This window comes from Pseudomonas sp. RIT-PI-q (genome assembly GCF_001297125.1).
Lineage (GTDB): Bacteria > Pseudomonadota > Gammaproteobacteria > Pseudomonadales > Pseudomonadaceae > Aquipseudomonas.
Map to the genome: position 1 here is coordinate 457,074 of NZ_LHPC01000028.1, position 26,088 is coordinate 483,161.

The 26,088-nt window shown below is 59.8% G+C and carries 19 protein-coding genes; 15 read left to right on the forward strand and 4 right to left on the reverse strand.

The window, feature by feature from the left end; genetic code table 11:
- The first annotated feature begins 4 nt into the window (after nt 1-4).
- The 4 genes from AEQ67_RS14680 (at nt 5) to AEQ67_RS14695 (ending at nt 4,730) form a co-directional block, all read left to right on the forward strand.
- Nucleotides 5-1,555: an LTA synthase family protein gene (locus AEQ67_RS14680; protein ID WP_082377858.1), complete on the forward strand. Its 1,551-nt coding sequence runs from the start codon at nt 5-7 to the stop codon at nt 1,553-1,555.
- Nucleotides 1,548-2,159 carry a GNAT family N-acetyltransferase gene (locus AEQ67_RS14685; protein WP_059404550.1) on the forward strand — a complete coding sequence of 204 codons (612 nt, stop codon included), beginning with the start codon at nt 1,548-1,550 and terminating at the stop codon, nt 2,157-2,159. Before AEQ67_RS14680 ends, AEQ67_RS14685 begins: the two co-directional genes overlap by 8 nt.
- Nucleotides 2,156-3,616 (forward strand): capsular polysaccharide export protein, LipB/KpsS family, encoded by a 1,461-nt coding sequence (locus AEQ67_RS14690; RefSeq protein WP_059404551.1) that lies wholly within the window; start codon nt 2,156-2,158, stop codon nt 3,614-3,616. The genes AEQ67_RS14685 and AEQ67_RS14690 overlap by 4 nt, the downstream gene beginning before the upstream one ends.
- A 655-nt stretch (nt 3,617-4,271) precedes the next feature.
- Nucleotides 4,272-4,730: an REP-associated tyrosine transposase gene (locus tag AEQ67_RS14695; RefSeq protein ID WP_059404552.1), complete on the forward strand. Its 459-nt coding sequence runs from the start codon at nt 4,272-4,274 to the stop codon at nt 4,728-4,730.
- Between the two features lie 518 nt (nt 4,731-5,248).
- Here the strand turns inward: AEQ67_RS14695 and AEQ67_RS14700 are convergent.
- Together AEQ67_RS14700 and AEQ67_RS14705 are read right to left on the reverse strand one after the other, a co-directional pair.
- A complete protein-coding gene (locus AEQ67_RS14700; RefSeq protein ID WP_059404553.1) occupies nt 5,249-6,598 on the reverse strand; it encodes an aminotransferase class I/II-fold pyridoxal phosphate-dependent enzyme in 1,350 nt (449 codons plus the stop codon).
- Nucleotides 6,599-6,606: 8 nt separating this feature from the next.
- Nucleotides 6,607-14,160 carry a type I polyketide synthase gene (locus AEQ67_RS14705; protein ID WP_059404554.1) on the reverse strand — a complete coding sequence of 2,518 codons (7,554 nt, stop codon included), beginning with the start codon at nt 14,158-14,160 and terminating at the stop codon, nt 6,607-6,609.
- A 326-nt stretch (nt 14,161-14,486) separates the two neighbouring features.
- Between AEQ67_RS14705 and AEQ67_RS14710 the strand changes: the two genes are divergently transcribed.
- Nucleotides 14,487-16,052: a methyl-accepting chemotaxis protein gene (locus AEQ67_RS14710; protein WP_059404555.1), complete on the forward strand. Its 1,566-nt coding sequence runs from the start codon at nt 14,487-14,489 to the stop codon at nt 16,050-16,052.
- Between the two features lie 243 nt (nt 16,053-16,295).
- On the opposite strand, the gene AEQ67_RS14715 is transcribed toward AEQ67_RS14710, so the two are convergent.
- On the reverse strand, nt 16,296-16,973 hold the full coding sequence (locus AEQ67_RS14715; protein WP_059404556.1) for an alpha/beta family hydrolase: 678 nt from the start codon (nt 16,971-16,973) through the stop codon (nt 16,296-16,298).
- 111 nt (nt 16,974-17,084) lie between these two features.
- On the opposite strand from AEQ67_RS14715, the gene ccoN (AEQ67_RS14720) reads away from it, so the two are divergent.
- From ccoN (AEQ67_RS14720) to ccoP (AEQ67_RS14755), 8 genes are all read left to right on the forward strand, one after another.
- Complete coding sequence (ccoN, locus tag AEQ67_RS14720) at nt 17,085-18,509, forward strand: cytochrome-c oxidase, cbb3-type subunit I (protein ID WP_059404557.1); 1,425 nt, start codon at nt 17,085-17,087, stop codon at nt 18,507-18,509.
- 10 nt (nt 18,510-18,519) lie between these two features.
- Entirely contained in the window at nt 18,520-19,128 is a 609-nt protein-coding gene (ccoO, locus tag AEQ67_RS14725; RefSeq protein ID WP_059404558.1) for a cytochrome-c oxidase, cbb3-type subunit II, read from the forward strand.
- 3 nt (nt 19,129-19,131) lie between these two features.
- Complete coding sequence (locus AEQ67_RS14730) at nt 19,132-19,338, forward strand: cbb3-type cytochrome oxidase subunit 3 (protein WP_059404559.1); 207 nt, start codon at nt 19,132-19,134, stop codon at nt 19,336-19,338.
- Nucleotides 19,335-20,288 (forward strand): cytochrome-c oxidase, cbb3-type subunit III, encoded by a 954-nt coding sequence (gene ccoP, locus AEQ67_RS14735; protein WP_059404560.1) that lies wholly within the window; start codon nt 19,335-19,337, stop codon nt 20,286-20,288. Before AEQ67_RS14730 ends, ccoP (AEQ67_RS14735) begins: the two co-directional genes overlap by 4 nt.
- 482 nt (nt 20,289-20,770) lie before the next feature.
- The gene (gene ccoN / locus AEQ67_RS14740; protein WP_059404561.1) at nt 20,771-22,213 is read left to right on the forward strand and encodes a cytochrome-c oxidase, cbb3-type subunit I; all 1,443 of its coding nucleotides are present in this window, start codon (nt 20,771-20,773) and stop codon (nt 22,211-22,213) included.
- Nucleotides 22,213-22,821 carry a cytochrome-c oxidase, cbb3-type subunit II gene (gene ccoO, locus AEQ67_RS14745; protein WP_059404562.1) on the forward strand — a complete coding sequence of 203 codons (609 nt, stop codon included), beginning with the start codon at nt 22,213-22,215 and terminating at the stop codon, nt 22,819-22,821. Before ccoN (AEQ67_RS14740) ends, ccoO (AEQ67_RS14745) begins: the two co-directional genes overlap by 1 nt.
- A 5-nt stretch (nt 22,822-22,826) precedes the next feature.
- Nucleotides 22,827-23,012, forward strand: a complete 186-nt coding sequence (locus AEQ67_RS14750) for a CcoQ/FixQ family Cbb3-type cytochrome c oxidase assembly chaperone (protein ID WP_003175465.1) — start codon at nt 22,827-22,829, stop codon at nt 23,010-23,012.
- On the forward strand, nt 23,009-23,992 hold the full coding sequence (gene ccoP / locus AEQ67_RS14755) for a cytochrome-c oxidase, cbb3-type subunit III (protein ID WP_059404563.1): 984 nt from the start codon (nt 23,009-23,011) through the stop codon (nt 23,990-23,992). Before AEQ67_RS14750 ends, ccoP (AEQ67_RS14755) begins: the two co-directional genes overlap by 4 nt.
- 70 nt (nt 23,993-24,062) lie before the next feature.
- Here ccoP (AEQ67_RS14755) and AEQ67_RS14760 read toward each other — a convergent pair whose 3' ends face one another.
- On the reverse strand, nt 24,063-25,085 hold the full coding sequence (locus AEQ67_RS14760; protein ID WP_059404564.1) for a metallophosphoesterase family protein: 1,023 nt from the start codon (nt 25,083-25,085) through the stop codon (nt 24,063-24,065).
- A gap of 236 nt (nt 25,086-25,321) precedes the next feature.
- Between AEQ67_RS14760 and AEQ67_RS14765 the strand changes: the two genes are divergently transcribed.
- Together AEQ67_RS14765 and AEQ67_RS14770 are read left to right on the forward strand one after the other, a co-directional pair.
- Complete coding sequence (locus AEQ67_RS14765) at nt 25,322-25,576, forward strand: type II toxin-antitoxin system Phd/YefM family antitoxin (protein ID WP_059404729.1); 255 nt, start codon at nt 25,322-25,324, stop codon at nt 25,574-25,576.
- The gene (locus tag AEQ67_RS14770) at nt 25,577-25,987 is read left to right on the forward strand and encodes a type II toxin-antitoxin system VapC family toxin (protein WP_059404565.1); all 411 of its coding nucleotides are present in this window, start codon (nt 25,577-25,579) and stop codon (nt 25,985-25,987) included.
- The last annotated feature ends 101 nt before the right edge of the window (nt 25,988-26,088 follow it).

Below are 26,088 nucleotides of genomic sequence, written 5' to 3' on the forward strand. Positions count from 1 at the left end.
TTTCTTGAACGGTCCTTTTACCTGGGTCATCGCTGGCGGTTTTGTCCTGACCTGCCTTCTCGAAGCGCTGCTGATTCCCCGCCCGACATTGCGTCGCCCACTGCGTAGCTGGCTGCTGCATGCCGGCGTGTGGCTGTTCGCGGTGGCTGCGCTGTACACGGTTACCGGGCGCCCTTATTTCAGCGCAGTGAACGCGCTCGCCCTGTGGCTGCTGATCGTGATGGTGAGCAACGCAAAATATCACTCGCTGCGTGAACCGTTCGTGTGCGCAGACTTTGAATACTTCAGCGACGCCGTGCGTTTTCCGCGCCTGTACCTGCCCTTCTTCGGCATCGGCAAGACCATCGTGCTGGCCTTGGCGTTTATCGCTTATCTGGCGTGCGGACTGTATTTCGAACCTGCCGCCGCGCAAGCATTACCCGTAGGCCTCGCCACACTGGCGAGCGCCGTGCTGTTACTGATCCTCGGCGGCATCAAGCCCCTGCAACCGACTTACGATGCCAGCCTGGATTTGACCCGCTGGGGTCTGGCCGCCAGTTTGTGGACCTATTTTTGCGCGGCACGGCGCAAGGTCGCCATCGACCAGTTGCACTCACCGTTCGCCGTCAATCCGCATCTGGCGTCCACCCCGAGGGGCACGGCACTGCCGGATCTGGTGTCTGTACAGAGCGAGTCGTTTTTCGATGTTCGCCGGTTGTGGCCGGGCATCCACAAGCAGGTATTGAGTCACTACGACGTATTGCGCGGCGAAGCGCTGGCCCACGGTCGTCTGCAAGTCGCGGCCTGGGGCGCCAATACCGTGCGTACCGAATTTGCTTTTCTGACCGGTATTGCCGGCGACAGATTGGGCGTTCATCGCTTCAATCCTTATCGTCACCTGGCGCGCCAAGGGTTGCCGAGCATTGCCGCCGAAATGAAACGCAAGGGCTACCGCACGGTGTGCATTCACCCGTACGACGGCAGTTTCTACGGTCGCGACCAGGTGCTGCCAGCGCTGGGTTTTGATGAATTCATCGACCTGCGTAGCTTCAACGATTCGCAAAAAGCCGGGCCGTTCATTGGCGATTGCGCGGTGGCCGACAAGATCACTGAACTGCTCAACGACAGCCACCGCACTCAGCCGTTGTACATCCACGCCGTGACCATGGAAAACCACGGCCCGCTGCACCTGGAAACCGTCGATGCCGCGCAATTGCCGACCTGGTTCAACCGCCCGCTGCTGGATGGCCTGCGTGATCTGGCGCCGTACCTGCGGCACGTCAGCAATGCCGACCGGATGCTCGGCCAATTGCGCGAGTGCCTGATGTCGCGGCCGACCCCGCCCGGGCTGTGCTTTTTTGGCGACCACGTGCCGATTCTGCCCCAGGTGTACACCGCACTTGGCGCGCCGGATGGCGATACCGACTACTTCATCTGGTCCAACAAGGTGCCTGGCAGCCGTGCGGCCACGCCACTGGCGGTCGAGCACTTGGCCAGGACGTTCGTCGATCAGTTGAGTCGCGCCAAGGCTGTCGCCAAACCGCTGAGCCAGGCTCAGACCGCCCTCCATGATTGAGAGGGCCGGCGAGCCGCTGCGGATCGTCCTCGGTTCCCGTTTGCCGGCGCGCGACGAGGCGATTGCGCGGCTGATCGCTTCGGGGCGGGGTTCGCTGGCCTTGATCCTCGGCGATGAAGCCCGCCGCTATCGGCTGCTGGCCCGGGCGGTCAATTGGGACCGGATCCTGATTGCCTATCGCGGCTCCACCGCGCTCGGTTATGCCGCGTTCAAGCACCATCGACGTGGACCGTTCTCGCCAGGTTTCGGCCCCTTCCGGGATGAGTTCGGCCGGCTTCGCGGCGGCGTGCGCTATCTGCTGTTTGTCATTGCCGAATGCCGCGAGTGGTATTACGGGTTCTATCTGCATGGCTTGCGTGTGATTAAACCGGCACGCCATCAGGGCGTGGCCACCGCGCTGCTGACAGAGACATTCGGGCAGGCCCGTCAAGCGGGTTACGACAGCGTTGAGCTTGAGGTTCAGGTGAAAAATCAGAGCGCCCAACAGCTCTACACCCGGCAAGGTTTCGTCCGGGTGCGCACCACACCCGTGAATTGGCTCAGCCGGTTGTTGCCCTTCCCTGCGGTGATGAACATGCGCCGCTCACTGAAGCCCCAATCATGAAGCGCGACGATATGAATCAGTCGCTGGTCGAAGGCCCTGGCTGGATCGGCATCATGTCCCAGTGGGTGATGTGGCGGGTGTTTCACCTGACCGAATTTCTCGACCCGGAAGGCAAGCCGTCTTGGCTTTGGCGTCGTGGCGCGACAAAGCCCAAAGGGCTGAAGGCGATTTCAGGGATTGGCTACAAGCGTTCGTCGGATCACGCGCGGGTACTGTGCAAGCGCTGGGACATTCCCTACATCGCCCTTGAGGACGGCTTTCTACGCTCCTCGTCCCTCGGGGTCGAGGGCGATACGCCGATGTCGATGGTGGTCGACCCGATCGGCATTCACTACCTGGCGGATCGTCCTTCGCTGCTGGAAAACATCCTCCAGCAACCTCAACGACTGACCCCGCAGGAACTCGCGACGGCAGCGCAACTCATTGCACTGATGCGCAGCAGCGGCATCGGCAAGTACAACAATGCACCCGATCTCGGCGATGACGACTCACTGGGGCGCAAGGTGCCGCTGGTTCTGGTGGTGGATCAGACTTACGGCGACTTTTCCATTCCTGGCGGTGGTTTGTGTGAAGCAGATTTCATTCGCATGCTCGATACCGCGCTGGCGGAAAACCCCGGCGCCGATGTGCGTGTGCGGATTCATCCAGACTGCCTGAGCGGGCACAAGAAAAGCTGTTTGCTTGAGGCCGCGACTGCGCGCGGGGTGACGCTGGAAAGTCGTCATGTGTCCTGGGCCTCGTTGGCACGACGGGCCGCGCGAGTGTATATCGCCACTAGCCAGGCCGGGCTCGAAGCGCTGATTCAGGGCGTACCGGTGACGTGTTTCGGGCTGCCGTTCTATGCTGGCTGGGGACTGACCGACGATCGCTTGCCGATCCCCCGGCGCCAGGCCCGGCCAACACTGGAGCAACTGGTTGCCGCCGCCTATATTCGCTACTGCCGCTATGTCGACCCGTTGACCGACCGGCGCTGCGACGTGCTGACTGTCGCCCGGCAACTGGCCCGACAGAAAGAGCAGGACAGCCGGTTCGCGGGCGTGTTGACCGTGCTTGGCGCGCCCCGGCGCCGGCAACCGGCAATCCGCCGCTTGCTCGACAGCCGTTGGGGCCGCGTAAAGTTCACTCGCAATAACGCCGACCTGATGACGACAGTGGCGAGCGAAAACGGCAAGGTGTTGGTGTGGAGTGCCCATGAACCACACGATCTCTCGTCACGTGCCGCAGCGCAGAACATACCGCTGTGGCGCATCAGCCCGGGCAGCGCAACAGCCAGCTTGATCCTCAAGCGCAACGACGGCGATGAACAGCACCTGGTGCAAGTCCGAGGCATGCCCTGCAGCCCACAGCAGGCAATGGAACACCGGGCACAACCCCATCCGGGCCTGCTCGACAGCAACCCGCGCTATCGGCAGCTCTGCCGCTATCTCAAAGGTATGCTCTCGCGCTGCAAGGCTTGAGGCCGTCTTCGCTGGCAAGCCAGCTCCTACAAAAACGCGTGCACACCATCATTTTGTGGGTGACGCCAACTCTGTAGGAGCCGGCTTGCCGGCGAAGGCGTTTTCAATGGCGCTGCAAGGCTTGAGGCCGCCTTCGCTGGCAAGCCAGCTCCTACAAATTTTCGTGCACACCATCATATTGTGGACGACACCCAACCTGTAGGAGCCGGCTTGCCGGCGAAGGCGTTTTGATTGGCGCTGCAAGGCTTGAGGCCGCCTTCGCTGGCAAGCCAGCTCCTACAATAACGCGTGCACATATCATTTTAGGGTGACGCCAACCCTGTAGGAGCCGGCTTGCCGGCGAAGGCGTTTTCATTTGCAGTGCAAGGCTTGAGGCCGTCTTCGCTGGCAAGCCAGTTCCTACAAAAACGCCTGCACACCATCATATTGTGGACGACACCCAACCTGTAGGAGCCGGCTTGCCGGCGAAGGCGTTTTCAATGGCGCTGCAAGGGCTTGAGGCCGCCTTCGCTGGCAAGCCAGCTCCTACGAATTTGCGTGCAGACATCGTTCAGCGAAGGCGGCGGTCAATACATATCCGGATCCAAACTTTTACGACGGTAAATCATCCTCGCGCTAGCCTTTCCCTTTTCGATCTATACAGGAGGGCAAAGGATTGCCTACTCGCTCCCACGCCAACCAACTGCGCGCCGGCCGTTATTCCCAGTCCGGACAAATCTACCTGCTCACCGCCGTAACCCACCTGCGTGAACCGGCGTTCAGCGATTGGCGAGTGGGACGCTTGGTGGTGGATCAATTTCGCCTGGCCAGCACAGAAGGATGGGCGGACTCCCTGGCCTGGGTGGTGATGCCCGACCACTTTCACTGGCTGGTCGAACTCCAGGACAGCACGTTGCCGCAGTTGATGCTTGCAACGAAATCTCGCAGCGCGAGAGAGATCAATGCCTACTTGGGTCGCTCGGGTAAATTTTGGCAAAAAGGCTTCCACGATCGCGCCATCCGCAGCGAAGAAAACCTGTTGTCGGTGGCCCGTTACATCGTCGCCAACCCATTGCGTGCAGACCTGGTCAGGCGTGTGCATGACTACCCTTTGTGGGACGCCATTTGGTTGTAAATGCCGGCTGCTTGAGGCCGCCTTCGCTGGCAAGCCAGCTCCTACAAAAACGCGTGCACATATCATTTTGTGGGTGACGCCAACCCTGTAGGAGCCGGCTTGCCGGCGAAGGCGTTTTCATTGGCGCTGCAAGGCTTAAGGCCGTCTTCGCTGGCAAGCCAGCTCCTACAAAAACGCGTGCACATATCATTTTGTGGGTGACGCCAACCCTGTAGGAGCCGGCTTGCCGGCGAAGGCGTTTTCATTGGCGCTGCAAGGCTTAAGGCCGTCTTCGCTGGCAAGCCAGCTCCTACAAAAACGCGTGCACACCAACATTTTGTGGACGACGCCCAACCTGTAGGAGCCGGCTTGCCGGCGAAGACGTTTTGATTGGCGCTGCAAGGCTTGAGGCCGTCTTCGCTGGCAAGCCAGCTCCTACACAAGCGCGTTCACACATCATTCAGTGAACGAAACCTGTAGGAGCCGGCTTGCCGGCGAAGGCGGCTTCGAATATTGCATCGATCTTTCGGCTGCTCGGCTTACAGTTTTTCCAGTTCATGAGCAACAATCGCGACGGTTTCGGCAATTTGTTCCGAGGTGTGCAGGCATGACACGAAAAAGCGCACACGAGCCGATTTCTCGGGCACTGCCGGATGCAGAATCGGCTGCGCGTTGATACCACGTCGCGACAACGCGCTGGACAGCTGGGCAGCCTTGAGCGAACTGCCGGTGATGATCGGCACCACCGCCAGGCCGGTGCTGGTGCCGGTGTCCAGGCCCGCTTCCCTGGCCAACTCAAGGAATTGCCGGCCCCGCGCCTGCAAGGTGGCGACGCGCTCGCCATCCTCAGGCAGGCAACGCAAAGCCGTCAACGCGGCCGCCGCCACAGATGCCGGCATTCCAACGCTGTAGAGAAAGCCCGGCGCCAGGAACTTCAGGTGTTCAACCAGCGCCGACTCACCCGCTATGTAACCACCGCAACTGGCCAGGCTTTTGCTCAAGGTGCCCATCCAGATATCCACGTCACTGCCGGCCAGACCGAAATGCTCGCGGATGCCCTTGCCGGTCTGTCCCATGACGCCCAGCGAATGCGCCTCATCGACCATCAGCAACACCTGATGTTTCTTTCGCAGTTCGACGAAGCGTGGCAGATCCGGGAAATCGCCATCCATGCTGTAGATGCCTTCGAGCACCACCAGCACGCGCTCGAAATGCTGACGCTGATCGCTCAGCACCCGGTCAACCGCCTCCCAATCGTTATGGGCAAAGCTGAGGCGCCGGGCACCGGACAACTGGATGCCCTGGAGAACGCTGTTATGGATCAGTTCGTCATGCAGGATCAAATCCCGCGGACCGAACAGATAACCGATGGTGGTCACGTTAGTCGCGTGGCCGCTGACGAAGGTAATAGCGTCGTCCACCTCGTAGAGTCGGGCCAGTTCCTGCTCCAGCTCGCGATGGATCGGACGATCACCCGACACCGGACGGCTGGCCGAAACCGAAGTCCCATAACGATCGATGGCCGCCTTGGCGGCTTCAGCAACCAGCGGGTGCCCTGAATAGCCCAGGTAGTTGTAGCTCGCGAAGTTCACGAAGCGACTACCGCCCATGACGGTTTCGGCGCCCGCCAAACCTTCGTGCAACTTGAAAAACGGATTCGCCAGGCCAAAGCGCGCGGCCCCGTCGAGCATGATGCGCAAATGCTGGTAGCCAGGGTGCTGATCGAATCGGCAAAACTGCCCGAAATCCTCGCGCTGGGTGCCTTTGATGCTGTCCAGCGAAGGGCTGGGAGCACCCTCGCCGGTTTTGCGCAGGCGACGCTCCAGGGCTTGCTGGATCAGCTTGTCCTTCATCGAAGTGGCAAGCCCGGACGTAGTTTTATGGGTCATGGTTCGGATCAATTAATCAAACGTGAAGGTTTTGAAACCTGGGTGCCAAGCCCATCGCTCATCTCGAGGGCGTCGCGGGAAATCTCGACCCCGTGACGGGAGAGCGTATCGCTCGCCAGAGACTGCAGATTATTGCCGGCAACCGGCGGCACATCGCTGTCCTGATTGCCGCGCAGGAGTTCAAGGATTCGCACAGTGATCTTGCCGATGCTTGACGCTTCACTCAGCTCCATGACCGGCAAACGAACACCAAATCGCTCCTCGACCGCTACCACCAGCTCGACACTCATGAGCGAGTCCAGACCCAACTCCTGGAGCGGTCGCGTGACGTCCAGTTTGCTGGTTGGCAAACGCAGGATTTCGCTGATTTCCTGCTTGAGCATTTCACCGAACAGTTCGATCAGCTCGGCGTCGTCCATTTCGGCCAGCAGTCGCTGGATATCGTCGACATCGCTTTCTTCGTCCTGCTCACCACCGTGCAACCTCGCCAGCTCGTTGAACTTCGGCGAGTCGGCGGCCGGCAGGAATCGCGACAGCGCTTTCCAGTCCAGCTCAAGCACGCCCAGCCCCGAACGCCGCTGCAACAGCAAGCGTTCAAGCATCTGCAATGCCGCATGCGACTGCAAAGCAGCGCCGCCCATACGACTTTGCAGGGCGTCTTTGATGTCCTGGTTGCGGGCCAGGAAACCCGCATCATCGATGGCCCCCCACAGTACGCTGGTCGCCGGCAGCCCCAGCGCCAGGCGATGACGCGCCAGTGCTTCGAGCCAATGGTTGGCGGCGACGTAGTTGGCCTGCCCCGGGTTGCCGAACAAGGTCGTGGCCGAGGAGAACAGCACGAAGAAATCCAACGGCAAGTGGGCCGTCAATTCATGCAGGTATTGCGCGCCCTTGGCCTTGGGCTCCAGCACGCGCTGCAGTTGCTCGCGGGTCAGATTGCGGATCAAACCGTCATCGAACACCGTTGCCGCATGCACCACGCCACGTAATGGCCAGGCGCTGGATTCAATGCGCGCCATGACCGACGACAGCTGCGCTGCGTCGGTGATATCGCAGACCAGCGCCTGGACCTCGATGCCCTGCTCACGCCAGAGTGTCAGCAAAGGTTGAGCTTCTTCAGTCGCGGCACCACGACGGCCGAGCAGCACCAGGTGACGGGCACCTTTTTCCACCAGCCATTGCGCACTGCGCAGGCCAAAACCGCTAAGCCCGCCGGTGACCAGGTAGGTGGCGTTGGCGGCCAATGTCAGCACCTGCGGATGCACCACCGGTGCGCTGACAACATTCTGGATCGGCGTGCGATACGTCACGACGATCTTGCCGATCTGTCTGGCCTGCTGCATGTAGCGGAAGGCTTCGACGACTTCGTTGGCATCGAAGGCGCGATAGGGCAACGGGCTCAAAATGCCGTCGCGGAACAACTCCATCATTTCGCCAAACAGCCGACGGGTCAGCTGCGGGCGTTCGCTCATGAGCTGGTCGGCGTCGATGCCAAAGTAGCTGATGTTGTTGCGGAACGGCCGCAGACCGATCTTGGTGTTCTGGTAAAAGTCGCGCTTGCCCAGTTCGAGGAAACGACCAAACGGCTTGAGCACCCGCAGGTTGCGATTGATCGCCTCGCCCGCCAGGGAATTGAGTACCACGTCGACGCCGCGCCCATCGGTAACGGCCAGGATGTCATCGGCGAACGCCAGGGAACGCGAGTCGAAAATATGCTCGACGCCCATCAGACGCAGGAAATCGCGCTTCTCGTCGCTGCCCGCCGTGGCGTAGATCTCGGCGCCGCACCATTTTGCAATCTGGATCGCGGCAATACCGACGCCACCCGCAGCGCCGTGAATCAGGATTTTCTCTCCCGGTTCAAGCCGCGCCAGGTGATGCAGCGCGTAATACACGGTGAAGAAGGTACTTGGAATGGTCGCTGCCGCTTCGAAGGACATGCCGTCAGGAATGCGCGCCACCGCGTTGGCGTTGGTCACCAGGCGATTGGCGAAGCTCGACGGACCGAAGCCGACGACCCGATCGCCCGGCTGGAAATCACCGCCGATCAATGCCCCTTTACCGCGCACAACACCGGCAAATTCGAAGCCCAGCGTCGGCCCTGAGAAACCATTTTCGATCGCTTCATCCGACAGCAGACCCAATGCGTACATGACATCGCGGAAATTCAGCCCGGTGGCCTGAACTTCGATGTCCAGTTCATCGTCAGCCGGAACGAGCGGCGCCCGTGCTTCCCAGCGCAAATTGCGCAACTGTCCCGGCAAGTCGAAGCCGAGCCTGACCTGCGTCGGCGCATCCAGCGGCACATGAGGAGGCAACTCATCGGGCTGGACCCGCAACCTTGCGACATAACGATCGCCAGCCGCGCTGACCACCAGCTCGGTTTCTTCATCAGCATTGAGCAATGCCGGCACCAGCGCCTCGACACCGGCGCCAATCGCCAGATCGAGCAGCCGCACACGACAGCCGACCGCTTCGTTAGCCAAGGTCCGACCGAAGCCCCACAAGGCCGCATCGGCGATGCCTTGCACCGTCGTTTCGAGGCGGGCGCCTTGCGGTAATAAATGAACAGCGGCGCCGCTGGTCAGCAGCCAGCAATCCGCTGCGACGCCGGCCAACTCACAGGCTTGCGTGATGCCTGCGGCGAGCATGCAGCGGTCAGCCTGTGCATCCAGCCCTCGGGGCGCGAACAGCCCGGCCAGCATCACAATGTGTTGAGGCGCACATTCACGTAGTTGTTGTGCCAGCACCGATGCCGAGTCAGGTGCAAGCAGCGCGACCTCTTGTCCCTGCTCACTCAACAGCGAGGCCAGTGCCTGGGCAAACGGTGCTTCAGGACCTTGCTCGTCGGCTATCAGCAACCAGCGTTGACGCGGATGTTCAGGGGCCGCCAAGAGGGTCTTCGCACCCGCTTCGGCCGCTACCAACAGATAGCTGCCGGACGCCGAGCCCGGAATAAATTCCAGAGGCTCGGACACTGTCAGGCCATGACGCCGCAGTTCCTGTTGCCAGAAGCCTGGAGTCTGTTGCACCGACAGCGCCGCTTGCCCCGGCCGGGCCAGCCACCAGGAAGGCTCGGCACCGAAGGTGAAATCGGCCCAACGCGCAGGGTGTTGTGCCAGCAGCAATACTTCACCGTGGGCACACAACCTGGCAGCACCCTGCAGCAAGCCTTGACTGATAGCATCCAGCGCAGCCAGGTCGGTGGCGACGAGGACCAGATCGAAGCTGTTCGCTGGCAGCCGAGCGACTTTTTCCAACGCGTCCAGACTCAGTATCTGCAGATCCGCGAAGTCAGCCTGGAGCATCGACACCGTTTCGATGTTTTGCGCAGCGTATTGGTAATCGACCCGGTCGAAATCCAGGCCGACACACAGGTCTGCCGCCAGAGGTGCACCCTCGAAGCCGAGTTCGAGAATACGCAAGCGTTGCCCGTCAGGCAGAACACTCAACCGTTGGCTGATGTGTTCTCGCAGTCCGCCCAGCAATGCATGGTGACCGGAGGCACCGAGGACCATGCGAGTCAATACGGCGGGTGTGGTTTCACGCGGCAGCAGTTGCGCAAGGCTCATCTTGCCGTTGATCAACTCCAGCAGGTGCATGCCGATCCGGCCGACCGAATGAATAATCTGGAAGTGCTCGGGATAACCGCTGAACAGTTCTTGCCAGATGTCTTGCGCACTCGCCCGCTCGCCCTGATCGGCAAGCTGCCAGCGGCCCTCGTCGACCGCGATCACGCTGCCATCTTCCACCGCTTGCTCAAGCAGATGGTCAAGATAACCGCCCGCCTCCCAGGCGGAGCGTTGTTGCAGTGTCAGCTCACCGCCCAGTTTCTCGATGGCTTCCAGCAGGAAACTGCCACACAGGCCGTCCAGCAACGGGTCGATTTCATCGGCATAACGGGTCAGCGCCGGATCATCCGCGATAGCGCAAAGGTGCTGGCGCAGTTGCGTCTCCAGCCGTGAAGCCGCCAATGGCACTGCGCGTTGATTGGCAGGATAGGGCTTGGCTACCCCGACAAAGTCCACCAGCTTGATGTCGCCACTGCGATCCTTGTGCAGGCGCACACCACGGAAACGGGCGTCCTTGATGCAGATGACCGCGCGGCCCTGTACGTCGTACAGCGTGAAGTCCGCCAGCAGGGAATGTTCCGAGCGCCGCACCAGGGTCACCTGGGCCAGGCAAGGCGGCAGACTGCCGGTGGCGAAGGTGATACGCCCCAGTTTGACCGGGATGAAGGCCAGGCCTTTACGGCGATCGGCATCCTGGCTCAGCAATTGAGTGATCAACTGGAAAGCACTGTCCAGCAGCGCCGGGTGCACATTCAGGCTGGCGAGTTCTGCCTCGATCGGAGCCGGGACAGTCAACCGCGCCAATACCTGGTTGCCGTCAATCCAGCCTGCCTCGACCGCTTGATAGGCCGGGCCATAATTGAGGCCGACTGCATGGGTCAGTGCCAAGTGTTGAGCCGAGGTGAAGTCGGGATCACGCGTGGGCAAAACCGGAGCGCTACCGCTCAGCAGCCCGCCGCGCGCTTCACCAGGAAGCCTGGCAACCACATGCTGCACCCACGGCTCAGCCTGGGCGGTGCTACGTGAAACAATGGAAACGCCGCCGTCGGTGCTGTCGATCATCACCCGGACTTTTTTGCTGAAATCCGAATGGAGCAAGAGCGGGCTGTGAATTTCCAGCTCTTCGATTTCTACAAACTCACCGGGTTGATACTGCAAAGCAGCCGCCAGCACGACTTCGGTGAAACCTGCCCCCGGGAACAACACCGAGTCGCCCACCTTGTGGTCGCCCAGTGACGGGAACAGTTGCGTATCGAGGCGATTGTCCCAGGTGAACTCATGCTCGGGCAGCGGGTAACCCAGCAGCGGATGGACGCGTTCACGACGCAGGTTGCCAGAAGATTCGGGCGTGTCGGCGTGCCAGTGACGTTCGCGTTGCCAGGCGTAATTGGGCAGTTGCACGAAGCGCCCGGTGTGAGGAAACAGGCATTGCAGGTCGATGTCGACGCCGGCAATCAGCACTTTCGCCAGCGTGCGATCAATCAACTGCGGGCTTTCTTCACCACGCAGCAGCGTGGGGATAACAACACCTTCGAGTTCCTGGCTGGCCAGCGCATCGGCCACATAGGCACGCAGGATCGGGTGCGGGCCGACCTCAACGAATACGTTGTAGCCCTGCCTGGCGAGCGCCTCGCTCGCAGACTGGAACAGCACCGGATAACGAATGTTTTTCCACCAGTATTCGGCGTCCAGATGTTCGCCGGCCAGTACGTCACCGGCGACGGTCGAATACATTGGAATACGGGCAGGCCCCGGGACGACATCGCTCAATACGTCGATGATCTGATCGGCAATCACCTCCATGGCCGGCGAGTGGAACGCATAATCGAGACCCAGGCGACGGACGAACACCTGACGCTCGGTCAGCGCCTGCTCCAGAATCTCCAGTGCGTGCACCGGACCGGCGACGGTTGCGCCTTTGAAACTGTTCTCGCCAGCGACCACCAGCTCGTTGTCCAGGCCGAGCGTTTGCATCACGCTCGCCGTGTCTGCGCCCGACAAACCTACCGCTGCCATCTTGCCGCTGCCCTTGGTCAAACCTTGCAGGCGACTGCGGTGGTAGATCACGCGAGTGGCGTCGTTCAGCGTCAGCGCACCGCATGCCCAGGCGGCTGCGACTTCACCCACGCTGTGGCCAATCACGGCCACCGGCACGACGCCTTTTTTGGCCAGCATGCGGGTGACACCCACTTGCAAGGCAAAGAGCGCCGGTTGCGCAAACTCAGTCAGCTGATAACGGTCATCGCCCTGCTCGCCCGCGAGTTCGGCGATCAACGAATAGCCGGACAGCGGTTGGAAAATCGCGTCCACCTCGGCAACCGCCGAATGGAACACCGGGTCGGCCAGTAACGACTGGCCCATGCCCTGCCACTGCGATCCATTACCGGAGAAGACAAACACCGGCCCTTTTGCCTGATCCAGGCCACGGCCGCTTTCCAGCACCGTCGACAATGCCGGAACGCCCGGTTCCGTGGCGAAATCCAGAAGCGCCTGTGCGCTGCGCTGGGCCTCTGCACCGAACACCACGACCCGGTGCGGGTGCAACTCGCGGCGGAAGATCGACTGGTAGGCCACGTCGTAAAGGTTGGCCGCATCCGTCCCGGACAAGCAATGCGCGAGTTGTTCGGACTGGGCCGCCAGGGCTGCGCTGTCCTTGGCAGTGACAATCAGCGGTACTGCCTGCCCTTTCTGGCTCGGAGCCTGCGGCGCGTGTGGCGGACTTTCCAGGATGACGTGGGCATTGGCTCCGCCAAAACCGAAGGAGTTGACCCCAACCACCAGTTTTCCATTGGGTTTGAGCGCCCGGGTTTCGGTGACCACACTGAGGTTGAGGTCAGCGAACGGAATGTCTGGATTGAGGTTCTTGATGCCGATAGTGGCCGGCACCTGGCGTTCGATCACGCAGTACAGCGCTTTCATCAAGCCGGCAACACCCGAGGCGGCCTCAAGGTGCCCGATGTTGCTTTTGATCGAACCGATCAGCAGTGGCTGATCCGCCGGGCGCTGCTGGCCCAGCGCTTCACCGATTGCCCGGCTCTCGATAGGATCGCCGACGGGCGTGCCTGTACCGTGCGCCTCCAGGTAATCAATGTCTGTAGCACTGATGCCGGCACGGTCGTAGGCCTGCTTCATCAGGTCAATCTGCGCGTCCGCGCTCGGGACGGTCAGGCTCGACTTTCGCCCATCGGTATTGGCCGCACTGCCGGCAACGACGGCGAGGATTTGATTACCGTCTTCAATCGCCTTGTCGTAATCCTTCAGGTAGAACAACCCCGCGCCTTCAGACCGGACATAGCCATCGGCAGACTCATCGAACACGTGGCATTGGCCGGTGCGCGACAGCATTGAAGCCTTGGCGAAAATCAGGAAGCCGAACGGGTGAAGATGCAGGCTGACGCCACCGGTAATCGCCTGTTCGATATCGCCGTTCTGAATGGCCTGGCACGCCTGGTGAAAAGCAATCAGGGACGAAGAGCACGCCGTGTCGATGGCCATGCTCGGACCTTGAAGGTCATAAAAAAAAGATAACCGGTTGGCCGCGATACTGAAGGTATTACCGGTAGCGGTGCCCGCATCAATCGTCGACATGTCATGCGCGAGGCGATAGCCGTAGTCGACACTGGCGATCCCCAGGTAAACACCACAATCGCTGCCACGCAGGCTCGACGGTTTGACCCCGGCGTTCTCGAACACTTCCCAGCCAAGCTCCAGCAACAGGCGCTGCTGAGGGTCCATGACCGCCGCTTCACGTGGGGAAATATTGAAGAACCCAGCATCGAAAGTAGAAATATCGCCCAGGGAACCGGCAGCAAACGTGTAGGACGTTGCGGGGTTTGCCTTGTCCGGGTGCAGGAACTCGTCTTTGGACCAGCGGGAAAAATCCGCTTGGGTAATAAAGCTCTGCCTGTCCAGCAGCTGCGGCCAAAAAGTTGCAGAAGTAGAGCCTGGAAAACGGAACGACGTCCCTATGATTGCAACTTTCTTACGCATTGCTACTAGCCCTTTTTATACCCGGCCCTTTTGCCAAGGGCCGAACAACAATCAAATTCCATTAATGTAAATGCTGGAAAACCGACGACACCCTGAGTGTTATGTACTTTTCCTACCTGACCAAAGATAACGCCCTACGCAAAATAGCGGCGAATCATACGCGCCGAACCCCTTGAGGGAAACCGGAAAAGCTCGACCGCCGGGCAGATGGATCCATTTAATCCACGCCGCGAATTTGGGACGCACGTCTGGTTTCGGAAAAAAATCTTCAACAAATCCGCGACACAGCCGACAACTCTTGAAAGCCTTTGCGGATTGAACAAGCCATGCGTAACAACCAGCCCACCACACAACGCGAACGGACCTTCCCGGCTCAGCAACGGTTGATCTCCACCACCGATGCCAAGGGCGTGATCACTTATTGCAACGACGCGTTCGTTGAAATCAGTGGGTACTCGCGAGAGGAACTGATCCGTGCGCCACATAACCTGGTGCGTCACCCTGACGTCCCGGCGGCTGTGTTCGCGCACATGTGGGGCACGCTGAAGCAAGGCTTGCCGTGGATGGGCATCGTCAAGAATCGCTGCAAGAGCGGTGACCACTATTGGGTCAACGCCTACGTCACGCCGGTTTTCGATGGCAATCAAGTGATTGGCTACGAATCGGTGCGGGTCAAACCCACTGCCGAACAGATCCGCCGCGCCGAAGCGCTTTACCAACGCATCAACCAAGGCAAATCGGCGATTCCTTCATCAGACAAATGGCTGCCGGTGCTGCAGGACTGGCTGCCGTTCATTCTGGTCAGCCAATTGAGCTTCATGATCGGTGCCACGCTGACGTCCCAGTGGGGCTTTGCCCTGGCCGCCGGTCTGTCGGTGCCGTTGGGCTTGCTGGGTTTGAGCTGGCAACAGCGCGGCCTCAAGCGTCTGCTGGTGCTGGCCGGGCAAACCACCTCTGATCCGCTGATCGCACAGATGTACACCGACCGCCGTGGCGCTCAGGCGCGTCTGGAGATGTCGATCCTCAGCCAGGAAGCTCGCCGGAAAACCTGCCTGACCCGCCTGCAAGACACCGCCGAGCACTTGAGCGACCAGGCGAAACAGTCCGACACCCTGGCCCACAACAGCTCCAACGGGCTGGAACGCCAGCGTGTCGAAACCGAGCAAGTGGCCACCGCCGTCAATCAAATGGCCGCCACCACTCAAGAAGTTGCCAGCCACGTGCAGCGCACGGCGGATGCCACTCAGGAAGCCAATCGCCTGACCGGTCGCGGCCGCGACATCGCAGGGGAAACCCGCGAAGCCATCCAGCGTCTTTCGGTGGTGGTGGGTGAAACCGGTCTGACCGTGACCCAACTGGCCAAGGACAGCGACGAAATCGGCGGCGTAGTCGATGTGATCAAAGGCATCGCCGACCAGACCAACCTGCTGGCCTTGAACGCGGCCATCGAAGCGGCCCGCGCCGGTGAGATGGGTCGTGGGTTTGCGGTAGTGGCTGACGAAGTTCGGCAACTGGCGCAACGCACCAGCGAATCCACCGGGCAGATCCACGCCCTGATCGCCAAACTCCAGCAAACCGCCAGCACCGCGGTGCAAACCATGGAAGCCGGGCATCGCCAGGCGGAAGAAGGTGTGGCACGGGTACTGGAAGCTGACCAGGCGCTGATCGGGATCAGCGAAGCGGTGGCTCACATCACCGACATGACCACGCAGATCGCCGCGGCGACGGAAGAGCAAAGCTCGGTGGCTGAAGAAATCAGCCGCAACATCAGCAACATCTCGCAACTGGCGGACCAGACCTCGGAACAGGCACAACACTCGGCGCTGTTGAGTGAAGAACTGACCAAGACGGCGAATACCCAGTATTCGTTGGTGCAACGGTTTAACCGGTAAGCCTTCAGGCCGCCTTCGCTGGCAAGCCAGCTCCTACAAGAGACCGTAATCCTCTGTAGGAGCTGGCTTGCCAGCGAAGAGGCCTGATTCCCAGCACACCGTTCACTGAAGCAATGCAACGCCCGACCGATTGCCTTCGCGGGCAAGCCTCGCTCCTACAGGTCATGCGTCGATCATGCGCACGCCGATAACCTGTAGGAGCGAGGCTTGCCCGCGAAGAGGCCCTGACCGGCACTGTAAATTTCACTGAAGAAATGCAGCAACCTTCCCCGCCGCAGCCGCCAAATGCTGCTCATGAGTAAACCCGGAAGCCTTCAACGGCTTCAAATCATGATCCCCCGCCACCAACCAGAACACCTCAATGCTCGGCGATAAGGCATAGCCTTCAACCGCCTCGCGATTCCCCAGCGCATCCCGCTCGCCTTGAACAATCAGCGCCCGTGTCTTCAACCCGGCCAAATGCTCGACCCGAGGTTTCTCAGGTTTACCGACCGCATAAAACGGATACCCGAGGCACACCAACGCATCGGCTTGCAGTTCATCGGCCAGAAGACTGGCCATCCGCCCGCCCATGGACTTGCCGCCAATCGCCAGACGCCCAGCGACATGGCGTCGCACCACGGCATACACCTCACGCCAGCATTCCAGCAGTTTCGGCGCCGGGTTCGGTGGACGTTTACCCCCATCGATACGCCGTTGCGCCATGTAGGGAAACTCGAAGCGCAGCACATTGATGCCTTGAGCAGCAAGGCGTTCAGCCATGTCGGTCATCCAGGCGCTGTCCATTGGGGCTCCGGCGCCATGGGCGAGAATCAGCGTCGCCGATGCCGGCGCTTCAGCGGCATTCCACAACCATCCATGTTCCTGCACACACCGCGCCCATTGATCCCCGTCAATACTGGCCTTGTGCTCTTTGTCCATGCTTGCCTCGCTTTTAGTCTGCCTATAACTCCAGGCGAAGGAAGCGTCATTGCCTTGCGGCTTACTCGCAAAGACAGGCCTTCACTTCGGCTGAACCGTGGATGGGGAACCATGAACACTTCTATCAGTACCGCCTACAACTACAAGGTGGTCCGCCAATTCGCCATTATGACGGTGGTGTGGGGCATCGTTGGCATGGGGCTCGGGGTTTTTCTCGCGGCCCAATTGGTCTGGCCCGAACTCAACTTCAATTTGCCGTGGACCAGTTTCGGCCGTTTGCGCCCGTTGCACACCAACGCCGTGATCTTCGCCTTCGGCGGTTGCGCCCTGTTCGCCAGTTCGTTCTATTCGGTGCAACGCACCTGCCAGACACAACTGTTCGCGCCGAAAATCGCCGCGTTCTGCTTCTGGGGCTGGCAAGTGGTGATCCTGCTGGCGGCCATCAGCCTGCCGCTGGGCTACACCAGCTCCAAGGAATACGCCGAACTGGAATGGCCGATCGACATCCTGATCACCATCGTCTGGGTTGCCTACGCCATCGTGTTCTTCGGCACGATCATGCAGCGCAAGACCAGGCACATCTATGTCGGCAACTGGTTCTTCGGTGCGTTCATCATCACCGTGGCGATTCTGCACATCGTCAACAACCTTGAGTTGCCGGTGAGTTTCACCAAGTCTTACTCGGTGTACGCCGGTGCGACCGATGCCATGGTCCAGTGGTGGTACGGCCATAACGCCGTCGGCTTTTTCCTCACCGCCGGTTTCCTCGGGATGATGTACTACTTCGTGCCGAAACAGGCCGAGCGTCCGGTGTATTCCTATCGTTTGTCGATCGTGCACTTCTGGGCGCTGATCACCCTGTACATCTGGGCCGGTCCGCACCACTTGCACTACACCGCGCTGCCGGACTGGGCACAGTCGCTGGGCATGGTGATGTCGCTGATCCTGCTGGCGCCAAGCTGGGGCGGGATGATCAACGGGATGATGACGCTCTCGGGCGCCTGGCATAAGTTGCGCAGCGACCCGATCCTGCGCTTCCTCGTGGTCTCGCTGGCGTTCTACGGCATGTCGACCTTCGAAGGGCCGATGATGGCCATCAAGACGGTCAACGCCCTCTCCCACTACACCGACTGGACCATCGGCCACGTTCACGCTGGCGCTCTCGGCTGGGTGGCGATGATTTCGATCGGCGCGCTGTATCACATGATCCCGAAAATCTTCGGCCGCACGCAGATGCACAGCATCGGCCTGATCAACGCGCACTTCTGGCTCGCGACCATCGGCACCGTGCTCTACATCGCCTCGATGTGGGTCAACGGCATCGCCCAGGGCCTCATGTGGCGCGCGATCAACGACGACGGCACGCTGACCTACTCCTTCGTCGAAACCCTGGTGGCCAGCCACCCAGGCTTCGTCGTGCGGCTGGTCGGCGGTGCGATCTTCTTCAGCGGCATGTTGCTGATGGCCTACAACACCTGGCGCACCGTGCGGGCCTCGCAGCCTGCCGAAGTCGCCGCTGCTGCGCAGATCGCCTGAGGAGACCGCCATGAAACACGAAACAATCGAGAAAAACGTCGGCCTGCTGATGCTGTTGATGGTATTGGCCGTGAGCATCGGCGGTCTGACCCAGATCGTCCCGTTGTTCTTTCAGGACGTGACCAACAAACCGGTGGAAGGCATGAAGCCCTACACCGCGCTGCAACTGGAAGGTCGCGACATTTACATCCGCGAAGGCTGCGTCGGTTGCCACTCGCAGATGATCCGGCCGTTCCGCGCCGAGACCGAACGCTACGGCCACTACTCGGTGGCCGGTGAAAGCGTCTGGGATCACCCGTTCCTGTGGGGCTCGAAACGCACCGGTCCGGACCTGGCACGGGTTGGCGGTCGCTACTCCGAAGACTGGCACCGCGCGCATTTGTACAACCCACGCAACGTCGTGCCGGAATCGAAAATGCCCGGCTACCCATGGCTGGTGGCCAATCAACTCGACAGCAGCCACACCGAAACCAAGATCAAGGCCATGCGCACCCTCGGCGTGCCGTACACCGACGACGACATCACAGGCGCCGTCGCCTCGCTCAAGGGCAAGACCGAAATGGACGCGCTGGTGGCCTACCTGCAAGTGCTCGGCACAGCCATCAAGAGCAAGAGGTGAGCCATGGTCGTTGAAATGAGCAGTGGAATGATCCGCGGCCTGGGCACGGTCGTGGTGTTTGTGGCCTTCGTCGGCCTCGCGTTGTGGGTGTTCAGCAGCAAGCGCAGCCCGGAATTCGCCGAAGCGCGCTTGCTGCCATTCGCCGATGAGCCGCAACCCGGCAACGCCACCCCCCAAGAACCTGCAACAACAAGGAGTACCCGGCCATGACCACCTTCTGGAGTACGTGGATTTGCGTACTGACCATCGGCAGCCTGATCGGCCTGACCTGGTTGCTGATCGGCACCCGCAAGGGCGAAACCAAAGGCAGCGTCGACCAGACCATGGGCCACAGCTTCGACGGCATCGAGGAGTACGACAACCCGTTGCCGCAGTGGTGGTTCATGCTCTTCGCCGGCACGCTGGTGTTTGCCGTGGGTTATCTGGTGCTTTATCCGGGCCTGGGCAACTGGAAAGGTGTCTTGCCGGGCTATGAGGACGGCTGGACTGGCGTCCACGAGTGGGAAAAGGAAATGGACAAGGCAGACGCCAGGTTCGGACCGATCTTCGCCAAATTCGCCGCCATGCCCCTGGAAGAAGTGGCCAAGGACCCACAAGCGCTGAAAATGGGTGGTCGCCTGTTTGCTTCCAACTGCTCGGTGTGCCACGGCTCGGATGCCAAGGGTGCTTTTGGCTTCCCTAATCTTGCCGACACTAACTGGCGCTGGGGCGGTGATGCCGAGATGATCAAAACCACGATCATGGGCGGTCGCATGGCCGCCATGCCGGCCTGGGGTGAAATCCTCGGTGACGCGGGCGTGAAGAATGTCGCCGCTTATGTGCGTCATGACCTGGCCGGCCTGCCGCTACCGGATGACAGCGGCGCCGACCTGAAAGCCGGACAGCAACTGTTCAGCACCACCTGCGTAGCCTGTCATGGGGCAAACGGCCAGGGCACTGAAGCCATGGGCGCGCCGAACCTGACGCACCCGGCCGGATTCATTTACGGTACAAGCCTGGCGCAACTGCAACAGACGATTCGTCATGGTCGCCAGGGCCATATGCCGGCGCAGAATGAACTGCTCGGCAACGATAAAGTGCAATTGCTGGCCGCTTATGTGTACAGCCTGTCACACGGGCTGAATACAGAGCGTTTGCAGGCTGAAGGCAAAGGCGAATAAATCTCGACCGCTCTGCTGCCGCATTCTTCGGACTGCGGCAGTTCCCTGCCCCTTTGCGACCCATTGTCGCACCCTCCGTTAGTCCGCCTTTCGGTTCACCAGATTCGGGTCTAAGCTTGCTCCGATGCGGACTGGCATGAGCCGGTTCCAGGTCGACCCGACGCGATGTGTTCAACGAATCTGCTCGATGACAGGCCGCAAAGGCTGGTAGATACCGGCTGTCGTGCCAATTGCCGTCGGTCAGCCGATCGTTGTGTTTGAACACACCCCGTTACAACTGACCTGACCCCCTCACCTTTTTCGTCCGCTGCGACATTTTGCCCACGGGCAATTTTGTCCTTACGCGGCGCATGGAAAGGCCGCAGAATCAGCTTTTGAAAGCATTGACCCAGGTCATGGCGCGTTGCAATGACCCCCCGCTTTCTCCATACTTGCGGCCGATTTTTACTCCTAATAAAACACCCAAACCGTGGAACCTTAGAATGAGCACAGCAATCAGTCCGACTGCTTATAACTATAAGGTAGTCCGCCAGTTCGCCATCATGACGGTGGTCTGGGGGATCCTTGGCATGGGGCTTGGTGTCTTCATCGCCTCACAGCTCGTATGGCCGGAATTGAACTTCGGTCTGCCGTGGACGACTTTTGGACGCTTACGCCCGTTGCACACCAACCTGGTGATTTTCGCCTTCGGTGGTTGTGCACTGTTTGCCACTTCTTATTACGTCGTGCAGCGAACCTGCCAAACGCGACTGATTTCCGACAGCCTCGCTGCCTTCACCTTCTGGGGATGGCAAGCGGTGATCGTCGGCGCGATCATTACCTTGCCGTTGGGTTACACCACGACCAAGGAATACGCGGAACTGGAATGGCCCCTGGCTATTCTGCTGGCCATCGTCTGGGTAACCTACGGTCTGGTGTTCTTCGGCACTATCACCAAGCGCAAGACCAAGCACATCTATGTGGGTAACTGGTTCTACGGTGCCTTCATCGTCGTGACGGCGATGTTGCACATCGTCAACCACGCGTCCCTGCCGGTCAGCTTCTTCAAGTCCTACTCGGCCTACGCCGGTGCGACTGACGCGATGATCCAGTGGTGGTACGGCCACAACGCGGTCGGTTTCTTCCTGACCACCGGCTTCCTGGGGATGATGTACTACTTCGTTCCGAAGCAGGCCGAGCGTCCGATCTACTCCTATCGTCTGTCGATCGTGCACTTCTGGGCGCTAATCACCCTGTACATCTGGGCCGGTCCGCACCACTTGCACTACACCGCTTTGCCGGACTGGGCCCAGTCGCTGGGCATGGCGATGTCGATCATCCTGCTCGCACCGAGCTGGGGCGGCATGATCAACGGCATGATGACCCTGTCGGGCGCCTGGCATAAGTTGCGCACCGACCCGATCCTGCGCTTCCTGGTCGTGTCTTTGGCGTTCTACGGCATGTCGACCTTCGAAGGCCCGATGATGGCCATCAAGACCGTCAATTCGCTGTCGCACTACACCGACTGGACCATCGGCCACGTACACGCCGGTGCCCTCGGTTGGGTAGCGATGATCTCGATCGGCGCCATCTACCACATGATCCCGAAACTGTTCGGTCGTGCGCAGATGCACAGCATCGGCCTGATCAACACGCACTTCTGGCTCGCAACCATCGGCACCGTGCTCTACATCGCTTCGATGTGGGTCAACGGCATCACCCAGGGCCTGATGTGGCGTGCAATCAACGACGACGGCACCCTCACCTACTCCTTCGTCGAAGCACTGCAAGCCAGCCACCCTGGTTTCATCGTTCGCGCCCTGGGCGGTGCGTTCTTTGCCAGCGGCATGCTGTTCATGGCCTACAACGTATGGCGTACCGTACGTGCCTCGAACCCGGCTGAAGCCGAAGCCGCCGCTCAGATTGCTGTAGTTGGAGCTCACTGATGAAGCATGAAGCAGTCGAGAAGAACATTGGCCTGCTGGCCTTCTTCATGGTTATCGCCGTCAGCATCGGCGGCCTGACCCAGATCGTTCCGCTGTTTTTCCAGGACGTCACCAACAAGCCGGTCGAGGGCATGAAGCCGCGCCCGGCGCTGGAACTTGAAGGCCGTGACATTTTCATCGCCAACGGTTGTGTCAGCTGCCACTCGCAGATGATCCGCCCGTTCCGTGCTGAAACCGAACGCTACGGCCATTACTCGGTCGCCGGTGAAAGCGTCTGGGACCACCCGTTCCTGTGGGGTTCCAAGCGTACCGGTCCGGACCTGGCCCGTGTCGGCGGTCGTTACTCCGATGACTGGCAGCGTGCGCACTTGTACAACCCGCGCAACGTGGTGCCTGAGTCGAAAATGCCGGCCTACCCGTTCCTCGTGGAAAACAAGCTCGACGGCAAAGACACCGCCAAGAAAATGGAAGTCTTGCGCACGCTCGGCGTCCCTTACACCGACGAAGACATCGCCGGCGCCAAGGATGCTGTGAAGGGCAAAACCGAAATGGACGCGCTGGTGGCCTATCTGCAAGGCCTGGGCACCATCATCAAAAGCAAACGGTGATTTAGATGGATATCGGGATGATTCGTGGCCTGGGCACCGTTGTTGTGATGGTGGCCTTTATCGGTCTGGCGTTGTGGGTGTTCAGCCCCAAGCGCAAGTCGGAGTTTGAAGACGCGACCTTGCTGCCTTTCGCGGATGATCCCGAAGCCATCAAGCACGTCGAGCAAGCTTCTAGGAGTAACAAAGAATGACTACGTTCTGGAGTCTGTACGTCACAGTCCTCAGTCTCGGCACCATCTTCGCCCTGACCTGGCTGCTGCTGTCCACCCGCAAGGGCCAGCGCAGCGAAGCCACCGAAGAAACGGTTGGCCACTCCTTCGACGGGATCGAGGAGTACGACAACCCACTGCCGAAATGGTGGTTCATGCTGTTCGTGGGCACCATCATCTTCGCCCTGGGCTACCTGGTGCTGTACCCGGGCCTGGGCAACTGGAAAGGCCTGCTGCCGGGTTACAACTACCTGGATAACGAGAAGCAGACTGCGTTCGCCAACGGCCAGAGCGGCTGGACCGGCGTTCACGAGTGGGAAAAGGAAATGGCCAAATCGGACGCCAAGTTCGGCCCGATCTTCGCCAAATTTGCTTCCATGCCGATCGAAGAAGTGGCCAAGGACCCGCAAGCCCTGAAGATGGGTGGCCGTCTGTTCGCCTCCAACTGCTCGGTTTGCCACGGTTCCGACGCCAAGGGTGCTTATGGCTTCCCGAACCTGACCGACGCCGACTGGCGCTGGGGCGGTGAGGCAGAAACCATCAAGACCACCATCATGGGCGGTCGTCACGCCGTGATGCCGGCCTGGGCTGAAGTGATCGGCGAGCAAGGTGTTGCTGACGTTGCCGCGGTCGTGCTGACCAACCTCGATGGCCGCAAGCTGCCGGAAGGCACCAAGGCCGACCCGGTTGCCGGCCAGAAACTGTTCGCCGCCAACTGCGCGGTGGGCCACGGTCCGGAAGGCAAAGGGACGCCAGCCATGGGCGCACCTAACCTGACCCACCCTGCAGCGTTCATCTACGGTTCGAGCTTCGCTCAACTGCAGCAGACCATCCGTTACGGCCGTCAGGGCCAGATGCCTGCACAAGAACAGCTGCAAGGTAACGACAAGGTTCACCTGCTGGCCGCTTACGTCTACAGCCTGTCTCACGGTGAGAAGGCTCCGGCGCCGGACGCCCAGTAAGGCAAACGCTTGCTGCAATAAAAAATGCCCCGTCATCTGACGGGGCTTTTTTTTGATCGGGAAACAGCGGTTATCGAACGGCCACGGTGGCGATCAGCTGACGACTCGGCCAGTTGTTGCCATTGACCTGGTGCACCTTCAGCGTCTGGCGATCCGGGGCGATATCGGCGATCAGGTAGGTCTGGCTGGACGCACCGCCGCTGAGAAACACCGGCACTTCACCGAAGTAGTCGCGGCGGTTCCAGCCGGTATAGAGGCCTGGCTCCGTGTGCAGATGCCCGGCGAACACGGCGCTCACCTTGTACCGTTCGATCATGGTTTTGAAACGGGCTACCTGCTCGCTGCTGCCCTTCCATTGATCAGGCTTGTGCAGGTTGAGAATAATGATCTTGTCTTGACTGCGCGCACGTTGCAGATCGCGCTCCAACCAATCCAGCGCATCTGAAATCTCGAACCTGACCCTGTTCAATGGGAACCCCGAAGAAAAGTTAACGGTGTAAGTGGGTTCATTGTGTAGTTGAATCAGATGAACATCGCCCACCACTTTGGAGTAGGCAAGGCTGCCATAATAAACCTTGGCTCCATCCTCGGTTCGCGCAGCCAGATCCATACTGTCAACGTTGCCCCAATACTTCTCCTTCAACGCCACGATGCTGTCGGCGGCGCAGTTATTTTCTGGAAAGCTGCAATCATCCACATTGTTTTCGTAATCATGATTACCCAGTCCGTAGTCGTAATGCTCACCCAATGCTTTTGTAAGCAAGGCGTTGACCATTGAGCGCTGGCCGCCATGCCCAAAGGCGGTCATGTCGCCATTGATCATGACCGGAACCCTTGCAGGATCAACACTGAAGTTGCTCCTGAAATTCGCCACATCGGAATACTGGGTCTCAATCAGCCACTGTGAGCGCTTTTCTTTTTCCGACGTTGACTCATCCCACCCGTGATCGGAACTTTCAGTCCATGGGTATTGTGGGTCCGAAGTAAATATCAAATGCCTTGGAAGGTAATCATCTTGTGCCGAATAAACATTACCCACTGCGATACACAACAATGCGCCTGACAGCACCTTGATCTTTATATCAAGAAACATAGAAATCCTTTTCTATTGAAGTTAAAAAATAACGCACACAAAACAGGTGCGCTTACAACTTATGCCATCGACAAAAAAAAACAAAGGCTTGGAAGTTCTATATTAATAGGTGTTGTTTCCAGAACGTTACCCCATGCCAACAACGACCGGTGGTCGAACTCTTGCGCCTGGTGGTTGCGAGACACACAGCCTGGTAGTAACGTTTCTACATTGTTGATACAGGAGGGCCGACGATGATGGCCATCACCACCATTTCCAGTCGAGAATTCAATCAGGACACAAGTGGTGCCAAAAAAGCCACGCGTCAAGGGCCGGTTTTCATCACCGACCGAGGCAAGCCGGCGCATGTGCTGCTAAGCATAGAGGACTACCAAAAACTGACCGGCATCAATGCCGACATCGTCGACCTGTTGGTAATGCCAGAAGCGGCAGACATCGAGTTCGAAACCGAGCGCGCCGTCATTACTCATCGCCCCGTGGATCTGTCCTGAATGTTTCTACTCGACACCAATGTGATTTCTGAATTGCGCAAACCCCAGGCTGACGCGAACGTCGTCGCCTGGGCCAAGAGCATCATCGCGCCACGCATGTTTATCTCGGCCATTACCTTGAAGGAACTGGAGACCGGGGTGCTACGTATGGAACGTCGTGATCCCGTCCAGGGAAAGGTATTGCGCACTTGGCTCAAGCGCCACGTCATACCGGCTTTCGATGCCAGAATCCTGCCGATAGATGCCGCCGTAGCCCTACGCTGTGCCAGTTTGCATGTTCCGGACCGTGCCAATGAAAGTGACGCCCTGATCGCTGCGACTGCGCTCGTTCATGGACTCACAGTGGTCACCCGCAACGTCAGCGATTTTCAATCCAGTGGTGTTGCCTTGATCAATCCATGGGACGAATGAGTTCGTCACCCCCACAAAACCATCCATAATTCACAAGTCAATTGATTCAAGTCATTACACCGTCAGTTGATTTCCACCAACGTGACCAAAGGTCGCACCCT

Excerpts from the sequence above, each read along its gene's own strand:
- AEQ67_RS14685 (WP_059404550.1), top strand. The coding sequence starts at position 1,548 with ATGATTGAGAGGGCCGGCGAGCCGCTGCGGATCGTCCTCGGTTCCCGT.
- AEQ67_RS14690 (WP_059404551.1), top strand. The coding sequence starts at position 2,156 with ATGAAGCGCGACGATATGAATCAGTCGCTGGTCGAAGGCCCTGGCTGG.
- AEQ67_RS14700 (WP_059404553.1), bottom strand. The coding sequence starts at position 6,598 with ATGACCCATAAAACTACGTCCGGGCTTGCCACTTCGATGAAGGACAAG.
- AEQ67_RS14705 (WP_059404554.1), bottom strand. The coding sequence starts at position 14,160 with ATGCGTAAGAAAGTTGCAATCATAGGGACGTCGTTCCGTTTTCCAGGC.
- AEQ67_RS14710 (WP_059404555.1), top strand. The coding sequence starts at position 14,487 with ATGCGTAACAACCAGCCCACCACACAACGCGAACGGACCTTCCCGGCT.
- AEQ67_RS14715 (WP_059404556.1), bottom strand. The coding sequence starts at position 16,973 with ATGGACAAAGAGCACAAGGCCAGTATTGACGGGGATCAATGGGCGCGG.
- ccoN (WP_059404557.1), top strand. The coding sequence starts at position 17,085 with ATGAACACTTCTATCAGTACCGCCTACAACTACAAGGTGGTCCGCCAA.
- ccoO (WP_059404558.1), top strand. The coding sequence starts at position 18,520 with ATGAAACACGAAACAATCGAGAAAAACGTCGGCCTGCTGATGCTGTTG.
- AEQ67_RS14730 (WP_059404559.1), top strand. The coding sequence starts at position 19,132 with ATGGTCGTTGAAATGAGCAGTGGAATGATCCGCGGCCTGGGCACGGTC.
- ccoP (WP_059404560.1), top strand. The coding sequence starts at position 19,335 with ATGACCACCTTCTGGAGTACGTGGATTTGCGTACTGACCATCGGCAGC.
- ccoN (WP_059404561.1), top strand. The coding sequence starts at position 20,771 with ATGAGCACAGCAATCAGTCCGACTGCTTATAACTATAAGGTAGTCCGC.
- ccoO (WP_059404562.1), top strand. The coding sequence starts at position 22,213 with ATGAAGCATGAAGCAGTCGAGAAGAACATTGGCCTGCTGGCCTTCTTC.
- AEQ67_RS14750 (WP_003175465.1), top strand. The coding sequence starts at position 22,827 with ATGGATATCGGGATGATTCGTGGCCTGGGCACCGTTGTTGTGATGGTG.
- ccoP (WP_059404563.1), top strand. The coding sequence starts at position 23,009 with ATGACTACGTTCTGGAGTCTGTACGTCACAGTCCTCAGTCTCGGCACC.
- AEQ67_RS14760 (WP_059404564.1), bottom strand. The coding sequence starts at position 25,085 with ATGTTTCTTGATATAAAGATCAAGGTGCTGTCAGGCGCATTGTTGTGT.
- AEQ67_RS14765 (WP_059404729.1), top strand. The coding sequence starts at position 25,322 with ATGGCCATCACCACCATTTCCAGTCGAGAATTCAATCAGGACACAAGT.
- AEQ67_RS14770 (WP_059404565.1), top strand. The coding sequence starts at position 25,577 with ATGTTTCTACTCGACACCAATGTGATTTCTGAATTGCGCAAACCCCAG.